This is a genomic window from Actinoplanes sp. ATCC 53533 (assembly GCF_003947245.1).
On the sequence record NZ_QHHV01000155.1, the window covers coordinates 43,404 to 59,535 of the forward strand.

Below are 16,132 nucleotides of genomic sequence, written 5' to 3' on the forward strand. Positions count from 1 at the left end.
CCGATGTGATCCGGCGGATTACTTCGGCCGTTCCGTCAGGACATCAGCCGTTTTGTCATACCTTCGAGGGGTGACGCAGACCGGACTCGCCAAAGCTGGACGGATCGCCCCGCTCATCCGCGCCGGCCTCATCGCCGGGATCGTGGTCGCCGGTCTGATCTTCCCGCTGGTGGCGCTGGCCGGCGCCGGGGCGAAGAGCGGCGCCGACGCGCTGCAGAGCCTGCCGGAGGGCCTCACCGAGGTGCCGTCGGCGCAGACCACCTACGTGTACGCCAACGACGGCAAGACCCTGCTGACCACGTTCTACGAGGAGCACCGCAAGCCGACGAAGATCGCGGACATGGCGCCGGTCGTCACCCAGGCGATCGTGGCCTCCGAGGACACCCGGTTCTATGAGCACAACGGCGTCGACGCCAAGGGCGTGGCCCGGGCCTTCGTCGCGAACCAGCAGGCCGGCGGCGTCTCGCAGGGCGCGTCCACGCTGACCATGCAGTACGTGCGGATGGCGCTGCGCGACGGCGCGCAGACCCCGAAGGAAGCGCTCGAGGCCACCGAGCAGACCACCGCCCGCAAGCTGCGGGAGATGCGGCTGGCCATCGAACTGGAGAAGCGGATCTCGAAGGAGGAGATCCTGGAGCGCTACCTCAACTCGGCGTACTTCGGGCACCGCGCGTACGGGATCTTCGCCGCCGCCGAGGTGTTCTTCTCCAAGAAGCCGAAGGACCTGACGCTGACCGAGGCGGCGCTGCTCGCCGGGCTGGTCAAGGCCCCCTCGGCCTACGACCCGGCGACCAACGACCAGCGCGCGGCGACCGAGCGGCGCAACTACGTGATCGACCAGATGCTGAAGATGAACACGATCACCGCGGCCCAGGCCTCGACGGCGACGAGGACCAGGATCAAGCTGCGGCTGACCACCCCGCCCAACGACTGCGTCTCGGTGTCGAAGAAGCACAACAGCTGGGGCTTCTTCTGCGACTACCTGCGCAACTGGTGGATGGAGCAGCCGGCCTTCGGCAGGACGTCGCAGGAACGCATGGAGAACCTGCGGCGCGGCGGCTACAAGGTGGTCACCACCATCGACCCGAAGATCCAGAAGTCCGCGATGAAGCACGTCCTGGCCAAGGAGAAGAAGAAGAGCGTCTACGCGCACGGCGAGGTCGTCATCGAGCCGGGCACCGGCCGGATCAAGGCGATGGCGGTGAACCGCAAGTACTCGCTCGACCAGACGAAGAACGGCGAGCACAGCGACCGGCACAAGCGCGACCACTTCAAGGGCAACTATCCGAACACGGTCAACCCGCTGCTCGGCGGCGGCGACATGGCGGGATACCAGGCCGGCTCGACCTTCAAGATCTTCACCATGCTGGCGGCCCTGGACGAGGGCATGCCGCTGGACACGGCCTTCTACGCGCCGCAGCGCTACGTGTCGAAGTACATCACCGCGCCCGGCCCGGCGACCTGCGGCGACAACTGGTGCCCGCAGAACTCCAGCAAGTCGATGACCGGCCGGCAGACCATGTGGAGCGGCTTCGGCAAGTCGGTGAACACCTACTTCGTCCAGCTCGAGGAGGAGGTGGGCGCGGAGAAGGCGGTCCGGATGGCCGAGCGGCTGGGCCTGAAGTGGCGCACCGACATCGACCGCACGCTGGCCGGGCCGGACCACGCCGACGGGTGGGGCGCGTTCACGCTGGGCGTCAGCGACGCGACGCCGGTCGAGATGGCCAACGTCTTCGCGACGCTGGCCGCCGAGGGCAAGTACTGCGAGCCGATCCCGGTCCGCATGATCAACACCCGGGACGGGACCTCGCTGAGCTACCAGGGCAAGAAGGTCGCGGGCGCCCGCTGCCACCAGGCGCTGCGACCCGAGATCGCGCAGGCGGCGACGGACGCGGCCCGGTGCGTCACCGGCTACGGCGCGGCGAAGGGCAGCTGCGGCGGCTGGGAGACCTCCCCCATGGTGCACGCGACGCTGAACCGCCCGGTCGCCGGCAAGAGCGGCACCACCGACAGCAACCGGAGCGCGTGGTTCTGCGGCTTCACGCCCCAGCTCGCGGCGGCGGCCTTCGTGGCGGACCCGGACAACCCGGAGAACACCGTGGGCACCAGCCGGGGCACGATCTCGAAGCTCACCGTGGCGGAGACGCTGAAGGACGCCCTGAAGGGCCAGCCGAAGCTGAAATTCAACCCGCCGCCGGACGAGATGATCCACGGCTCGCCCTAGGGGTTTCTGGCGTCGCCTGCGGCCCGGCGCGGGCCGTCATGATCCGCCAGACACCCCTCGCCCGTCAGTGTGCGGCCGAGGTCGGGCGCCAGCGGGGATCCCGGCCGGCCAGCGAAACCGCCTGGTCGAGCAGGTCGGCCTCGTCTTCGATCGGCACCACCGGGCCGAACATCCCCGGCGTGCCCTCCCGTGGGCCCTGGGACAGGAACTCGATCAGCGGCTCGAGCAGCCGGGGATCGGCGGCATATCCCTGGCCGGTCGCCCGGGCCAGATCCCAGCCGTGCATGGTCAGCTCGTTGACCGCGACCGTGCCCATCACCGTGGCCGGCAGGGTCACGCCGCCCGCCCGGGCGGTGCCCTCCCACGCCGAGGGCGCACGCCAGGCGATCGCCAGATCCTCCAGGACGACCGGGAGCCGGCTGCGCCACTGCGGGGACAGATTGGCCGACGACGGTGGCGGCGGGGCGTCGTCGGTGCCGGGCGCGCCGGACCTCTTCTGCGCCGCCTGGGTGAACGCCCGGGACAGGCCGGTCAGGTGGTCGAGCAGGTCGCCGACGCTCCAGCCGGGGCAGGGCGTCGGCAGGCCCAGGTGATCGTCGGTGATGCCCAGCAACAGCGACCGCACCCGGCGAACCGGCGGGGCGAAATCCAGCGGGACACGGTCGGCCACGGGAGTGCTCCCTTCTCGTCGAACACCCTCACCGTACGGAAGGGGTGCGACATCGGCAGACATCGTTCAGGTGGTGGGCGGGGTGAGTCCCGACAGCGACAGGGTCTGCTCGCCCGGATCGTCGTCCGGCGGCGGAACGACCGCCGCGGGCTGCACCTGGGACAGCATCGCCGTCTGTTGTCCCGAGGACTGCATCGCCGCTTGTTGTCCCGGAGACAGCATCGCCGCTTGTTCAGCCGGGCTCAGCATCGCCGCGACCAGGCGGCGGGCGATCTCCGGCGCGCCCGCCCAGTGCAGCCCGAGCTGCGACGCGTGCACCTGGCGCCAGACGAAGCCCTCCGGATTGCCGCCGGCCCAGGTCCAGGCCGGAACCGAGCCGGACCGCGGCGTGACGATCGCCCGGTGCTGCTTGTAGCCGGTGATCCGGGCGCCGGCCGGGGCCAGCGGCGAGGTCGCCGGGGCGGTCGCCTCCCGGTAGCCCGCGATCGTCTGGCCCGAGGTCTGCGCCGACGCGTCCAGGATCCCGCACATCGGGCGGCCGTCGAAGTCCCGGGTGAGCCAGGGCAGGCCGACCCCCTCGGCGATGATCGGCAGGTGGTCATGGGCGAGCTGGGCCACGGCCGCGCACAGACGGCGGTTCGCGGACAACTCCTCCGCGTACCCCTCCGGCAGGGCCGCCCCGATCATGAGCCCGCGCGCGCCCGCCGGGAGGGTCTCGTCGCGCAGCGGGTCGACGATCGCCACCTCGGCGCCCGCCGCGGTGAGCAGCTCGACCGTCTCCACGTACGTGTAGGGCGCACCCGGCCCGCCCGCCAGCGCGATCACCGGCCGGTGCTCCGGCGGCACCGGCGGCTCGCCGGTCGCCTCGGCCAGCGCGTCCGCCGGCGACCAGGCCTGACCGGGCAGCGGCGGCGCCGCTTCGGCCAGCGCCATCACCCGATCGAGGTCGATCGCGCCGGCGACCGCCTCCCCGAGCCGGCGCACGGCGCGGACGGCCTCGACCGAGCGGTGCGCGACCGGCACCGGACCCTGCGCGCGGCCGGGCAGCACGGCGGGGAGGTCGCCGCGGCGCAGCGCGCCCAGCACGGGCATGCCGATGTCGTCCAGCGCGGTCCGCAGCATCTCCTCGTGGCGCGGCGAGGCCACCCGGTTGAGGATGACGCCGCCGAGGTGCACCATCTCGTCGAACATCCGGAACCCGTGCACCAGCGCCGCCAGCGAGTGACCCATCGCGGCCACGTCCACCACGAGCACCACCGGCGCGCGCAGCGCGGCGGCGACCGCGGCCGTACCGTCGATCTCGGGCTGCCCGGTCAGGCTGTCGAACAGGCCCATCGCGCCCTCGATGACCGAGATCTGGGAGCCGGCCGCGCCGTGCGCGAACAGCGGCGCGATGCGCTGCGCGCCGACCAGGCGCGGGTCGAGGTTGCGGCCGGGCCGCCCCGCGGCCAGGCCGAGGTAGGCGGCGTCGGTGTGATCGGGGCCGACCTTGAAGCCGGTGGCCGGCACGCCGCGCGCGGAGCAGGCGGCGAGCAGGCCGACCGCGATCGCGGTCTTCCCGTGCCCCGACGAGGGTGCGCTCACCACCAGGCGCGAGTGGGCGGACATCATGGCTCCCTCGGGGATACGGAAAACGGCGGCGACATGATATTGACCGCCGAACATCGCACCCTACCCGCCAGCGGAAAGCGGCGACCGGGAGCCGGGTAGCCTCGGTTCGTGTACCGGTTCCTGCTGACGCCCCGCTGGCTGGCCGCTGCGGCGCTCACCGTGGCCGCCTCGGTGATCATGGTATTCCTCGGCAACTGGCAGCTGCACCGCTACCAGGAGCGCAGCGCGATCAACGCCCGGATCGACGCGGCCGACTCCACCCCCGCGGTGCCGCTGACATCCGTGCTGGCCAAGCCCGCCGCGCCGGGCACGCCCGGCTCCTCCCCCGGCGAGGACGCGGCGTGGACCAAGGTCACCGTCACCGGACGCTACGACCCGGCGCACGAGATCCAGGCCCGCGGCCGCACGGTCGACGGCTCGGTGGGCTTCGAGATCGTCACCCCGCTGCTGCTCGCCGACGGCACGGCTGTCCTGGTCGACCGGGGCTGGGTGCCGTCGAAGGACGGCGACGCCATCTCGGCGCCGGTGGCCCCGGCCGCCCCGGCGGGCGAGGTCACGGTGGTCGGCCAGGTGCACCTGTCGGAGAGCCGGCCGGCGCCGCTGGCCCGGCGCGACGGCCGGATCGACACCCGACGGATCGCGGTGCCCAAGCTGGCAAAAGAGCTCCCATTCCCGGTGTACGGGGCGTACGTGCTGGTCAGCGACCCCGAGCCGGGCTTCAAGGGCACACCGATCGACCACGAGGACTCGTGGCAGAACGGCGGCTACGCGGTCCAGTGGTGGCTGTTCGCGGTGATGGCGCTGCTGGCGTACGGGTGGCAGGCCCGCAAGGAAGCCAACGGAGACACGCCGAAGAACCGGGTGGACCGGGTGGCGGCGGCAGACCAGCGCCTGGCGGCCGTTCCCAGCACGCGGCAGCCCGACTAACCTCGGCGGAGTGACCTTTCCGGACTCCGCGCCGAGTGATCCCTGGAGCGTGCCCGCCCCCGAGCAGCCGCTCCCGCTGGACCCGGTGCTGCCGGGCCCGGTGATCGTCCAGATCGGCGACATGGGGGTGACGTCAACGCTGGTGCACACCCCCGCCGGCGACATACCCCTGGCAGGCTCGACGTGGACGGTGCACGACTACTGGCACAACGAGCAGAAGATCCCCCCGTGGGCGATCGTGGCGGCGGTGGTGGGCTTCTGCGTGCTGACGATCTTCAGCCTGCTGTTTCTGCTGGTCAAGGTGACGATCCCGCGTGGAACGGTGCAGGTGACGGTGACGAACGCGACCCGCCAGTACGTGGCCCGCATCCCGGTGACCGACCAGTCCCAGGTCACCTACGTCCACCAGCAGGTCAACTACGTCCGCTCCCTGGCGGCGCTCTAACTGATCCGTTTCCGCAGCTCAGCCGCCCCTGTGCGGTGGTTCTTTCGGCGCGGCCCTGGCGCCCTCTCAATCCTCGGGGGTCGCGGCCCTTCCGGCATCGGGGTCGGCGGGCAGACCGATAGCTTTGACCATGTCGATGGTGTCGGCTTCCTCCGCGCGTTTGTCGGCGCGGTATCGCAGGACCCGGGCGAACCGCAGCGCCACGCCGCCCGGATATCGCGGTGAGGTCTGCACCCCGTCGAAGGCGATCTCGACGACCTGCTCCGGCCGGACGGTGACAACCCAGCCGGAATCGTCGATCGCCAGCTCCCTGAACCGCTCGGTCTGCCAGCGCAGCAGCTCGTCGGTGAGGCCCTTGAACGTCTTGCCCAGCATGATGAACCCGCCGGTCGCCGGATCGCGGGCGCCGAGGTGCAGATTGGACAACCACCCCTGGCGCCGCCCGTGCCCCCACTCCACGGCGAGAACGACGAGATCCAGCGTGTGCCGCGGCTTGACCTTGACCCAGGCCGAACCCCGGCGGCCCACGTCGTACGGCGCCTCCTGGGCCTTGATCACGACGCCCTCCTGCCCGGCGGCGAGCGCGGCGGCGAAGGCCTCGGCGGCCTGTGCCTCGGTCTCGACGGTCCGCCGCCCGACGATCAGCTCGGCGGGCAGCGCGCCGGCCAAGGCCGCCCAGCGCACCCGCCCCGGCTCGTCCAGCAGGTCGGTGCCGTCGAGATGCAGCAGATCGAAGAAATATGGAACCAGCGCGGGCCCCTCGACCGGCCCAGCGGCGGCGCCGCCACGCCGGGCACCCCGGGTGGCGGCCCGGCTCGACGTCTCCTGGAACGGCCGGGGCCGCCCCTGAGCGTCAAGCGCCATGGCCTCGCCGTCGAGCACGAACTCCCGCGCCGGCACAGCCCGCGCGGCGGCGACGACATCGGGCAGCCGAGGGGTGATGTCATCCAGGCTGCGGGTGAAGACGGCGACGTCAGCGCCGGACCGATGCACCTGGATGCGAATGCCGTCGAGCTTCACATCGGCGGTGGCCGGGGAACCGGTCGCCAGCAGCGCGGCACCGACATCAGGCGCGCTGCCCGCGAGCATCGGGGTCAGCGGGGTGCCGACCCGCAGGCTGATCCCGGCGAGCGCGGGCGCACCGCCGGTGAGCGCCGCGACAGCAACCTGCTTGAGGTCACCGGAGAGCAGCAGCGCCCGGCGCACAGCCGTGCCGGGCACCTCGGCGGCGCGGGCGATCGCATCGGCGAGCAGCCCGGCCTGAGCGCCCTGGCGAAGCTCACCACTGAACAGGCCGACAAGCAGGCGCTGCTCATCGGCGGTGGCCCGCCCGAAGAGCTCGGCCAGCAACTCACGGCGGCGAGCCTGCGATCCGGCACCGGAGACGACGGAGATGGCAGCGATCCGGTCGTCGACCTCGGCCACGGTGAGGCTGGGCTCGACGGCGGGGATGGGCCGGTCGCGCAGGCCGGCATAGCCGACCCCGGTCTGGCGCTGCGGCAACTCGCCGGCCAGGTAGGCGGAGCCAGCGGCCAGCTCGTTCGGCTCGAGACGCCGCAGGGCGCCGGCGAGCAGGTCGATCTTGGCCTTGCGGCCGGAGGTGGCGGAAACGGCTGCCGAGGTGGCTGCCAGGTCGAGGAACTGCACGAACCCCATCCTGGCAGCCACCTACGACATTCGTGGGCCGGTCACGAGCCGCTCCCCCGTGAAGCGTTCGCAAGCCGGCCTCGTCCAAAGGGTGCGCAAGCGGAGCGATCCGCCCCCGGTCGGGCGAGTCGCGGCCGGTACCCGCTGCCGGGCGACGGCCGAGCCAGTCGGCTGACCAGCCAACCGGCGGCCCCAGCCAGTCGACGGCCGTGCCAACCGGCAGCCCAGCCAGCCGACTGACCAGCCAACCGGCGGCCCCAGCCAACCGGCAGCCCCAGCCAGTCGACGGCCGTGCCAACCGGCAGCCGAGCTAGTCGGCGGCCGGATCGGGAGCCCAGGGGCAGGGGCCTGCCGCCCGGCGCACCACGTGGCGACGGGGCGCGCCGGGCGACGGGCCCGGGGACATGGAACAAAGTCAGGCGGCCACCGGCTCGGTGATGCGGTAGCCGCGGGCGCGAACAGCCTCGGCGACGCGGCTGAGCTGCGCGTCGAGCTGGCACAGGGCGTCCGACAGCTCGGCGAGCTGGTCGGTGAGGGCGGTCTCGTCCCACCCGGAGACGTCGACGTCCCCCAGAGCACTGCCGGCGGCGCGGAGCGCCACGATAGCCTCATTCGAACTCATGTTCGAATCCTAACAGGATTGATCTCACGTGCGCAGCAGACTCACCCGATCAAGCGACGCGGATAACGGCAGCGGACAACCCTCGCCGACAACGGCGCGAGCGCCGAGCCCGAAAGGCCCCGGCAACCAGATCGATGCCGCGCGGCTCGATGCCGGGGCCGCTCGACGCCAGGGCCGCTCGACGCCAGGGCCGCTCGACGCCAGGGCCGCTCGACGCCAGGGCCGCTCGACGCCAGGGCCGCTCGACGCCAGGGCCGCTCGACGCCAGGGCCGCTCGACGCCGGGTGCGCGCCCGGTCACTGCGGCATGGCCTGCCGGAACACCGACGCCGCCGCGGACGGCGCGGCCGCTGCGGCCACGAAACCGTCCGGCCGCACGAGGTAGAGCTGTCCCGGAAGCAGCAGCGTCTGCGGCGCGGCGCCGAACAAGTGCACCGGCAGGCCCAGATCCGGCACCTCGGCGCGCTCGATGCCGCCGTACCCGTGGATCTGCCACTGCAGTGACCGCAGCACCTCGTAGTTGCCGCCGGCCCAGGGCAGCCGGCGGCCGATCACGGGATCCCGCCGCGGGTCAGAGGACATGCTGTAGTGGATCCGGATCTGGGAAACGTATTGGAAGAAACGCGACCCGCCGGCCGTGCGGGGCAGCACGCGGACGCCGACCGGCGCCAGCAAGGGCACGACCAGCCGGCGCAACGCCCGCAAGGCCACTCGCTGCGACGTGATGAAGCCGAACAGGCGGTCGGTCGTCGCCACCAGCGTCTTGGCCACCGGCCGCCGCTCGGCCTCGTAGCGGTCCAGCCACGCGTCGCCGGCCCGGCCGTGCACCGCGTCCGCGAGCTTGAAGGCCAGGTTGTGCGCGTCCTGCAGGCCGGTGTTCATGCCTTGGCCGCCGACCGGCGAGTGCACGTGCGCCGCGTCGCCGGCCAGGAAGAACGGGCCGTCGCGGAACGTCGCCGCAACCCGGTGATGCACCTTGTAGGTGGCGAACCAGCGGGACTCGGCATAGGTCACCGCGAAGGAGCGGCGGATCCGGGCCCGCGCGTCCGCCTCGGCGATCTTGTCGTCGCCGTCGTCGTCCCTGGCCAGGCCGATCAGGCGCCAGTTGCCCCGGCCGCGCATCGGAAAGCCGAGCAGGAACTCGTCGCCGCCCGGCCGGACGTTGATCGCGCCGTCGACCAGCCCGCCCACCGCCGCGGCGTCGATGACGTAGAAGGTGTGCGGGTTCGTCACCCCGTCGAACGCGATGCCGCGCGACCTGCGGACCACGGAATTCGCGCCGTCCGCGCCGACGCAGTACCGGGCGGTGATCGTTTCGCCGCCCAGCACGGCCTCGACGTGCTCCGGCGTGGCCGTCAACGAGTCGACCTGCCGGCCCCAGCGGACAGCGCCGCCGAGCGCCCGCAGGTTTTCGTACAGGATCTCCTCGTTGCGGCTCTGCTCCAAGACCTCGATCCACGGGTACGGCGTGACGCCCGTGCCCAGCGGCCCCGTCGGGATCCGGCCGAAGGCGCGGCTGCCGAAGCCCGGAGCCAGCGCCTCGGCACGGTTTGCCGCCGCGAGCACCTTCTCCACGATGCCGAGCTGGTCATAGACCTCCATGCTGCGGGCCTGGACCACCAGCGCCCGCGACTGGATGGTCGGGCCGTCCTTGCCGTCCACGACGACGACCCGGACGCCGAGCTTCACCAGCCAGTTCGCCAGCATCAGCCCGGTGGGGCCGGCGCCGACGACCAGCACGTCGCAGCTCAGCTCGGCGGCCACGTCACTTGCCCAGCGCAGCCACGTTGCGCAGCAGCAGCGCCTCGGCCAGGCACACCCGGGCGAACTCGCCGAGGTGCAGGCTCTCGTTGGGCCCGTGTGCGCCGGCGTAGGGATCCTCGACCCCGGTCACCAGGATCGCCGCCTCCGGGAACAGCTCCTGGAAGGTGGCGATGAACGGGATCGAGCCACCCACGCCCATGTCGACCGGCGCGACCCCGTCCCAGGCCTCCTGGAACGCGGCCCGGGCGGCGTCGAACGCCGGGCCGGTCGCGTCGATCACGCAGGGCTCGCCGCCGCTCTCCAGCGTGACCTCGACGTGAGCGCCCCAGGGCACGAACTTCTCGACGTGGGCGCGGATCGCCGCGTATGCCGAATTCCAGTCGTCGCCGGGCGCCAGCCGCACGCTCAGCTTGGCCTTCGCCCGGGGCACCAAGGCGTTCGGCGCCTCGCTGGTCTTCGGCGCGTCGATGCCGAGCACCGCGATGGCCGGCTTCGTCCAGATCCGGTCGGTGAGCCGGCCCTCGCCGATCAGCTTGACGCCGTCGAGCACGCCGGCCTCGTGGCGGAAGCGATCCTCCGGGTAGTCGACGGTCGCGCCCTCACGGCGGGCCAGGCCATCGACGACGACCTCGCCGTTCTCGTCGTGCAGGGTGGCGATCAGCCGGGCCAGGACCGTGAGCGCATCCGGCACCGCGCCGCCGAACATGCCGCTGTGCACGGCGTTGCCCAGGGTGCTGACCTCGACGAAGCAGTTGACCAGGCCGCGCAGCGACGTGGTCAGGGCGGGCACGCCGATGTCCCAGTTGCCGGAGTCGGCGATGACGATGACGTCGGAGCGCAGCGTCTCCTTGTGCGTTTCGAGCAGCTCGTCGAGCGACTCGGAGCCGTATTCCTCCTCGCCCTCCACGAACAGCACGACCCCGACCGGCAGCGCGTCCCCGAACGCCCGCAGCGCGGCGACGTGCGCCATCACCCCGGCCTTGTCGTCGGCGGCGCCGCGGCCGTAGAGCCGGCCGTCGCGCTCGACCGGCTCGAACGGGTCGCTGGTCCACAGCGCCGGGTCGCCGGCGGGCTGCACGTCGTGGTGTGCGTAGAGCAGCACCGTCGGCGCACCGTCGGGTGCCGCCTTGCGGCCGATGACAGCGGGCTGACCCGAGCCCCGGACGATCTGCACGTCGAGCCCGCAGCCGCGCAGGAGCTCGGCGACGGCCTCGGCGGACCGCTCGACGTGCGAGTGGTCGAAGCCGTCGAACGCGATCCCGGGAATGCGGACCAGCCGCTCGAGGTCGGCACGGACACCGGGCAGCTCCCGCGCGATCGCGGCGCGCAGCTCGTCTTCGGAAAGGCTCATGCCATCGCCTCCGCTGACGCTCCAGCGATGACATTCGTCGGGCGCAGAGTTGGTGAATCGCTCGTAAGCTCGCTCATAAGCCGATCCTAGGCCGGGCGGCCCGGGCGGGGAGGGCCCACTTCGACGCCTGTGGACAACTCAGCTCGCGGGCGGTGGCGGCGGCTCCTCCTCGTCGCTGCGGCGGCCCCGGCCGGCCCAGCCCCGGGCGCCGCGCGCGGCGGATCCGGCCAGGTCGGCGGCGCCGTCGCCGAGCTTGCGGAGCAGGCCGACGAGCGGATCCTGCGAGTCTTTGAAGGACTGACGGTAGGAGTCGGCGGCGGCCTTGACGTCATCGGTGACCGAGGCGTTGCCGTCGGAGTCGCGCCGCGGGTAGTCGCCGCCGAGGATCTGGCCGTACTCACCGGAGTCGATCCACTTGCGCAGCTCAGCGGCGCGCGCGACGGGCACCGGGTGGGTGCTCCAGGCGGTCATGCCCAGCTTGTGGATGCTGTCGCGCAGGTCGCCGCCGCCCTCGTACTCGGCGGCCTGCTCGAGGAAGGCGGCCGTGTCGATCTGGCTGAGGTCGCCGCCGCCGGCCAGCTTCATCAGCAGGCGCGTCGACGCGGCCGGGTCCTGGCCGGCGAGCAGGCCCGCGCGGTCGGCGGACAGCTCGGCCTTGCGCCACCACTCGTACATCGCCGCGATGATCGCGCGCAGGGCGATCGCACCGACCGGCAGCCAGCTCAGGTTCGCCGCCCACCGGGTGAGGATCATCATGATCGTCTTGTAGACCGCGTGGCCGCTGCGCACGTGCCCGATCTCGTGGCCCAGCAGCGCGCGCAATTCCTCGTCGTCGAGCTTCTCCACCGCGGCGGTGGTGATGACGATGAACGGCTTGTCCATCCCGATCGCCTGACCGTTGATCATCGGCGACTGGCTCACGTAGAGCTCGGGCAGCTCGGCCACGTCGAGCGCGGCGGCGGCCTCGGCGAAACGCTGGTAGACACGCGGATACTGGCGGTGGTCGACCCGGATCGAGCCGGCCAGATACTGCAGGCGGAAGCCGCGCTCGTTCCACATGCCGAAGAAGGCCTTCACCACGTCGTCGAAGCCGCGCAGCTCCCGCAGGGCGGTCAGGGCGCCACGGTCGGCGGGGTGCTCCCAGGCCCGTGAGCTGATGCCGGTAAGCGTGATCCGGCGCCGCGCCGGGCGGTTCTCGTCGTCGGTCGTCATCGTCCGTCCCCGTTCCCGCCGCTCGCGCGGCTGATCGTGGTTCACTCCGGCAGCGCCGGTCAGAGCCGTTCGTACCGATCGTCGGAACCCGCCGCGGCCCCGTCGACCCGGAGATCCGCGTGCGCCTCAGTCGCATCGGCCGCGAAGTGCCGGTCCTCGTTCATGCGCCAGCGCTCAAGGTACGCCCGAAAGGCAACATCGTCGCGGCCGTCCCGTGCCAAGGCCCGCCGCCACCGCAGATCGGCGGGCGCGGCGACGAAGACGGAGTAGGAAAGCTCCGGCCGGATCTCCCGCCGGGCGGCGCTCACCCCTTCCAGAAGTACGGCCGCAGCAGGCTCGACAGTGACAGAGCTGCCGCCGAACTCCTGGAGATGCCAGAGGTACCGCCGGTAGGTGGCACACCGGCCGTGCCGCAGCGGGTCGAGCACCTGTTCTTCGAGCCGCTCCCAGAAGCTGAACTGGTCGTCCCAGCCGTCGAGCAGATCGTCGGTGTGGACGACCGGAATGCCGGCAGCCTTGCCCAGCCGGCCGGCGAACCAGCTCTTGCCCGCCCCGCTGGGCCCGTCGACGGCCACCAGCCGCACCGGCCCGAGCAGCGGCGGCCGCTGGAGGATCCGCTCCGCGAGCGAGGCGAAGGACTCAGCGCCCATCCGCCGCTCCCGGCTGGGCAGGGGCGCCCGGGGGAATGAACGGCAGGCCGGTGGACGGGCCGGACTCGATGAGCCGCCACAGGGCATCCGTGTCGAGGTGTTCCTCGACGAGGTCGCCGAGAACGTCCAGGGCTCGCTCCCGTACCTCCGCGAAGCGGGTGTCCGGCGCCACCTCGAAGCCGTGCCGGCCCGCCTGGCGCGCCGCCTCGGTCAGGAACCGGCGGCGGAACTCATCCGACTCGAAGGCACCGTGCCAGTGCGTGCCCGAGACCGCTCCGACGACCGCACCCTCCGGGGCGCCGTCCGCATACCGCAGCAACGGCGCCGGCTCGCCGGCCGACACGTACCCGTGATGGATCTCGTAGCCGCTCACCGGGACCTGCTCCCAGGCCGCGCCCCGCGACCGGGCCAGGGTCTTGCGCGCGCCGAAGGTGACCTCCACCGGCAGCAGGCCCAGGCCGGCCACGGTGCCGCGGCGGCTCTCGACGTCGTCGTGGATCGTGTCGGCGAGCATCTGGAAGCCGCCGCAGATGCCGACGAGCGGCTTGCCGGCGGCCGCGTGCGCGCGGACCGCATCGGCCAGGCCGGTCTCACGCAACCACGCCAGGTCGCTGACCGTGGCCTTGGAACCGGGCAGGACGACCAGGTCGGCGTCGGCGATCTCGGCCGGCTCGATCGTGAGCCGGACCCGCACACCGGGCTCGGTGGCCAGCGCCTCGGCGTCGGTGGCGTTGGAGATCCGCGGCAGCCGCACCACGGCCACCCGCAGCCACTCGGTGCCGCGCGGGGCGGCGGGCCGGCCGAGCACCCGCCCGTACGCCAGGGAATCCTCGGCGTCCAGCCACACGTCCAGGTCGAACGGCAGCACGCCGTGCACCGGGCGCCCGGTGGCCGCGGTGATCATGTCGAGCCCGGGCCGCAGCAGCCCGAGGTCGCCGCGGAACTTGTTGATGACGAAGCCGCTGATCAGCGCCTGGTCCTCGGGACTGAGCAGCGCGACCGTGCCGAACAGCGCCGCGAAGACCCCACCGCGATCGATGTCACCCACGACGATCGCCGGCAGCCCGGCATGCCGGGCGAGGCCCATGTTGACGAAGTCACCGTCACGCAGATTGATCTCCGCCGGGCTGCCGGCGCCCTCGCAGATCACCGCGTCGTACTCGGCGCGCAGCTCGGCCAGGGTCGCGTGCGCGGTCTCGGCCAGCCGCGGCCGCAGCGACCGGTAGTTGCCCGCGGTGACGGTGTCGATCGCCTGCCCGAGCAGCACGACCTGGCTGGAGAAGTCGCTGCCGGGCTTGAGCAGCACCGGGTTGAAGCGAATGTCCGGGGCGATCCCGCACGCGGCGGCCTGCATGGCCTGGGCGCGGCCGATCTCGCCGCCCCGCCCGTCGGCGCCGACCACGACGACCGAGTTGTTGGACATGTTCTGCGCCTTGAACGGCGCGACCTTGACGCCACGACGGTGCAGCCACCGGCAGATCCCGGCGGTGAGCACACTCTTGCCGGCGTCGGACGTGGTGCCGGCGACCAGCAGCCCGCCGTTCACCGCCCACCTGCCCGGCGGCGGAGACCGGATCGGACCAGCGCGACGCCCGCGGCGAGCACCGCGGCACCGAGGCCGACCGCGCCCGACAACCGGGCGGCGCGGCGCAGATGACCCGCGGCCGGTCTCGGCCCGTCACCCAGCAGCGGCCTGGTCTCGGTGCGCCCGAAGTAAACGTTGCGACCGCCCAGCCGTACGCCCAGGGCCCCGGCCATGGCCGACTCACACTGACCGGCGTTGGGGCTGGGGTGATCGTTGCGGTCCCGGCGCCACACCCGCAGGGCCTCGGCCGGCCGGCCGCCGGCCAGCGGCGCGGCGGTGATCGTCAGCAACCCGGTGAGCCTGGACGGCACCAGGTTGAGCAGGTCGTCGAGGCGGGCGGCGGGCGTGCCGAAGCGGGCATACCGCGGCGACCGGTGCCCGACCATGGCGTCGAGGGTGTTGGCGGCCCGGTAGCCGAGCAACCCCGGCAGCCCGAGCAGCCCACCCCAGAGCAGCGGCGCGACAACGGCGTCGGAGGTGTTCTCGGCGACCGACTCGACCGTGGCGCGGGCGAGCTCCGGCTCGTCGAGGGTCGACGGGTCTCGGCCGCAGAGATGGCTGAGGCGACCGCGTGCCGCCAGCAGATCGCCGCGTTCCAGGTGGGCGGCCATGACGGCCGACTCCCGGCGAAGCGTGCGGCCACCGAGCACGGTCCAGGTCGCGGCGGCGACCAGCACGGCCCGTGCGACGGGCTGCCGCCGGGTGAGAACGGAGGCGACGAGACCTGCGACCACGGGCACGCCCACCGCGACGGCGGTGAACGCGGCACCGGCCCGCCGGTGTGGCGCGTAGAGACGACGCTCCAGCGCACCGGCAGCCTGCCCGAACCCCGCGACGGGATGCAAACGCCGCGGGTCACCCAGCACCGCGTCCAACGCGAAACCGACCAGCAGCCCGACCGCGTCGGCCGTGGCGGCACCTCGGGGGCTCGATCGCGCGCTCAGCATCCGCCCAGCTCTTTCCATCCCGACCACCCTAGTGAGCTCCTTCGGCAGGCCCCGGCCCGCCCACCTCTCCCGCCAGACCGCACAGGTCCCGCTCCCGCCAGACCGCACAGGTCCCGCTCCCGCCAGATCGCACAGGTCCTGCTCCCGCCAGATCGCACAGGTCCTGCCAGACCGCACAAGTCCCGCAGATCGCACAGGTCCCGCAGATCGCACAGGTCCCGCAGATCGCACAGGTCCCGCAGATCGCACAGGTCCCGCAGATCGCACAGGGCCGTGGCGAGGCGTCCGGGCCGGCCGCCGTCCCGGCGACGGGGACGGCGACCGGCGGAGCCGCCCGCTCTGCTCGGGCGCAGTTCCGCTTTGTCGAGCGGTTTCGCCTTTCTCCCGGGAAGGTGCCCCGGAGCAGGACGGTTGGCTCGGGTTGGCGGGTGGGTGCCGACCACCGAACACCCACCCGCCATCCGGTCGTGCGCGGCGC

At 72.6% G+C, this 16,132-nt stretch carries 13 protein-coding genes; 3 read left to right on the plus strand and 10 right to left on the minus strand.

Annotated elements, in window-relative coordinates:
- The first annotated feature begins 70 nt into the window (after positions 1 to 70).
- Positions 71 to 2,224 carry a transglycosylase domain-containing protein gene (locus DMB66_RS41370; protein WP_125809589.1) on the plus strand — a complete coding sequence of 718 codons (2,154 nt, stop codon included), beginning with the start codon at positions 71 to 73 and terminating at the stop codon, positions 2,222 to 2,224.
- Positions 2,225 to 2,288: 64 nt separating this feature from the next.
- Here the strand turns inward: DMB66_RS41370 and DMB66_RS41375 are convergent, their stop codons facing one another.
- Complete coding sequence (locus DMB66_RS41375) at positions 2,289 to 2,894, minus strand: TIGR03086 family metal-binding protein (protein WP_125809590.1); 606 nt, start codon at positions 2,892 to 2,894, stop codon at positions 2,289 to 2,291.
- A gap of 66 nt (positions 2,895 to 2,960) precedes the next feature.
- On the minus strand, positions 2,961 to 4,502 hold the full coding sequence (locus DMB66_RS41380; RefSeq protein WP_125809591.1) for a cobyrinate a,c-diamide synthase: 1,542 nt from the start codon (positions 4,500 to 4,502) through the stop codon (positions 2,961 to 2,963).
- A gap of 111 nt (positions 4,503 to 4,613) precedes the next feature.
- On the opposite strand from DMB66_RS41380, the gene DMB66_RS41385 reads away from it, so the two are divergent.
- Together DMB66_RS41385 and DMB66_RS41390 are read left to right on the plus strand one after the other, a co-directional pair.
- On the plus strand, positions 4,614 to 5,432 hold the full coding sequence (locus DMB66_RS41385) for an SURF1 family protein (RefSeq protein ID WP_125809592.1): 819 nt from the start codon (positions 4,614 to 4,616) through the stop codon (positions 5,430 to 5,432).
- Between the two features lie 10 nt (positions 5,433 to 5,442).
- On the plus strand, positions 5,443 to 5,877 hold the full coding sequence (locus DMB66_RS41390; protein ID WP_125809593.1) for a hypothetical protein: 435 nt from the start codon (positions 5,443 to 5,445) through the stop codon (positions 5,875 to 5,877).
- A gap of 66 nt (positions 5,878 to 5,943) precedes the next feature.
- On the opposite strand, the gene DMB66_RS41395 is transcribed toward DMB66_RS41390, so the two are convergent.
- The 8 genes from DMB66_RS41395 to DMB66_RS41430 form a co-directional block, all read right to left on the minus strand.
- A complete protein-coding gene (locus DMB66_RS41395; protein ID WP_233625218.1) occupies positions 5,944 to 7,533 on the minus strand; it encodes an ATP-dependent DNA ligase in 1,590 nt (529 codons plus the stop codon).
- 406 nt (positions 7,534 to 7,939) lie between these two features.
- Entirely contained in the window at positions 7,940 to 8,146 is a 207-nt protein-coding gene (locus tag DMB66_RS41400) for a hypothetical protein (RefSeq protein WP_125809594.1), read from the minus strand.
- A 296-nt stretch (positions 8,147 to 8,442) separates the two neighbouring features.
- Positions 8,443 to 9,909 (minus strand): FAD-dependent monooxygenase, encoded by a 1,467-nt coding sequence (locus tag DMB66_RS41405; protein ID WP_233625219.1) that lies wholly within the window; start codon positions 9,907 to 9,909, stop codon positions 8,443 to 8,445.
- Between the two features lies 1 nt (position 9,910).
- Positions 9,911 to 11,260 carry a dipeptidase gene (locus DMB66_RS41410; protein ID WP_125809595.1) on the minus strand — a complete coding sequence of 450 codons (1,350 nt, stop codon included), beginning with the start codon at positions 11,258 to 11,260 and terminating at the stop codon, positions 9,911 to 9,913.
- A gap of 138 nt (positions 11,261 to 11,398) precedes the next feature.
- Positions 11,399 to 12,472 (minus strand): M48 family metallopeptidase, encoded by a 1,074-nt coding sequence (locus DMB66_RS41415; protein ID WP_125809596.1) that lies wholly within the window; start codon positions 12,470 to 12,472, stop codon positions 11,399 to 11,401.
- 59 nt (positions 12,473 to 12,531) lie between these two features.
- Positions 12,532 to 13,122, minus strand: a complete 591-nt coding sequence (locus DMB66_RS41420) for a uridine kinase (protein ID WP_125809597.1) — start codon at positions 13,120 to 13,122, stop codon at positions 12,532 to 12,534.
- Positions 13,112 to 14,668 (minus strand): cobyric acid synthase, encoded by a 1,557-nt coding sequence (locus tag DMB66_RS41425; RefSeq protein WP_125809598.1) that lies wholly within the window; start codon positions 14,666 to 14,668, stop codon positions 13,112 to 13,114. Before DMB66_RS41425 ends, DMB66_RS41420 begins: the two co-directional genes overlap by 11 nt.
- The gene (locus DMB66_RS41430; RefSeq protein ID WP_370320233.1) at positions 14,665 to 15,672 is read right to left on the minus strand and encodes a cobalamin biosynthesis protein; all 1,008 of its coding nucleotides are present in this window, start codon (positions 15,670 to 15,672) and stop codon (positions 14,665 to 14,667) included. The genes DMB66_RS41425 and DMB66_RS41430 overlap by 4 nt, the downstream gene beginning before the upstream one ends.
- Positions 15,673 to 16,132: the final 460 nt, after the last annotated feature.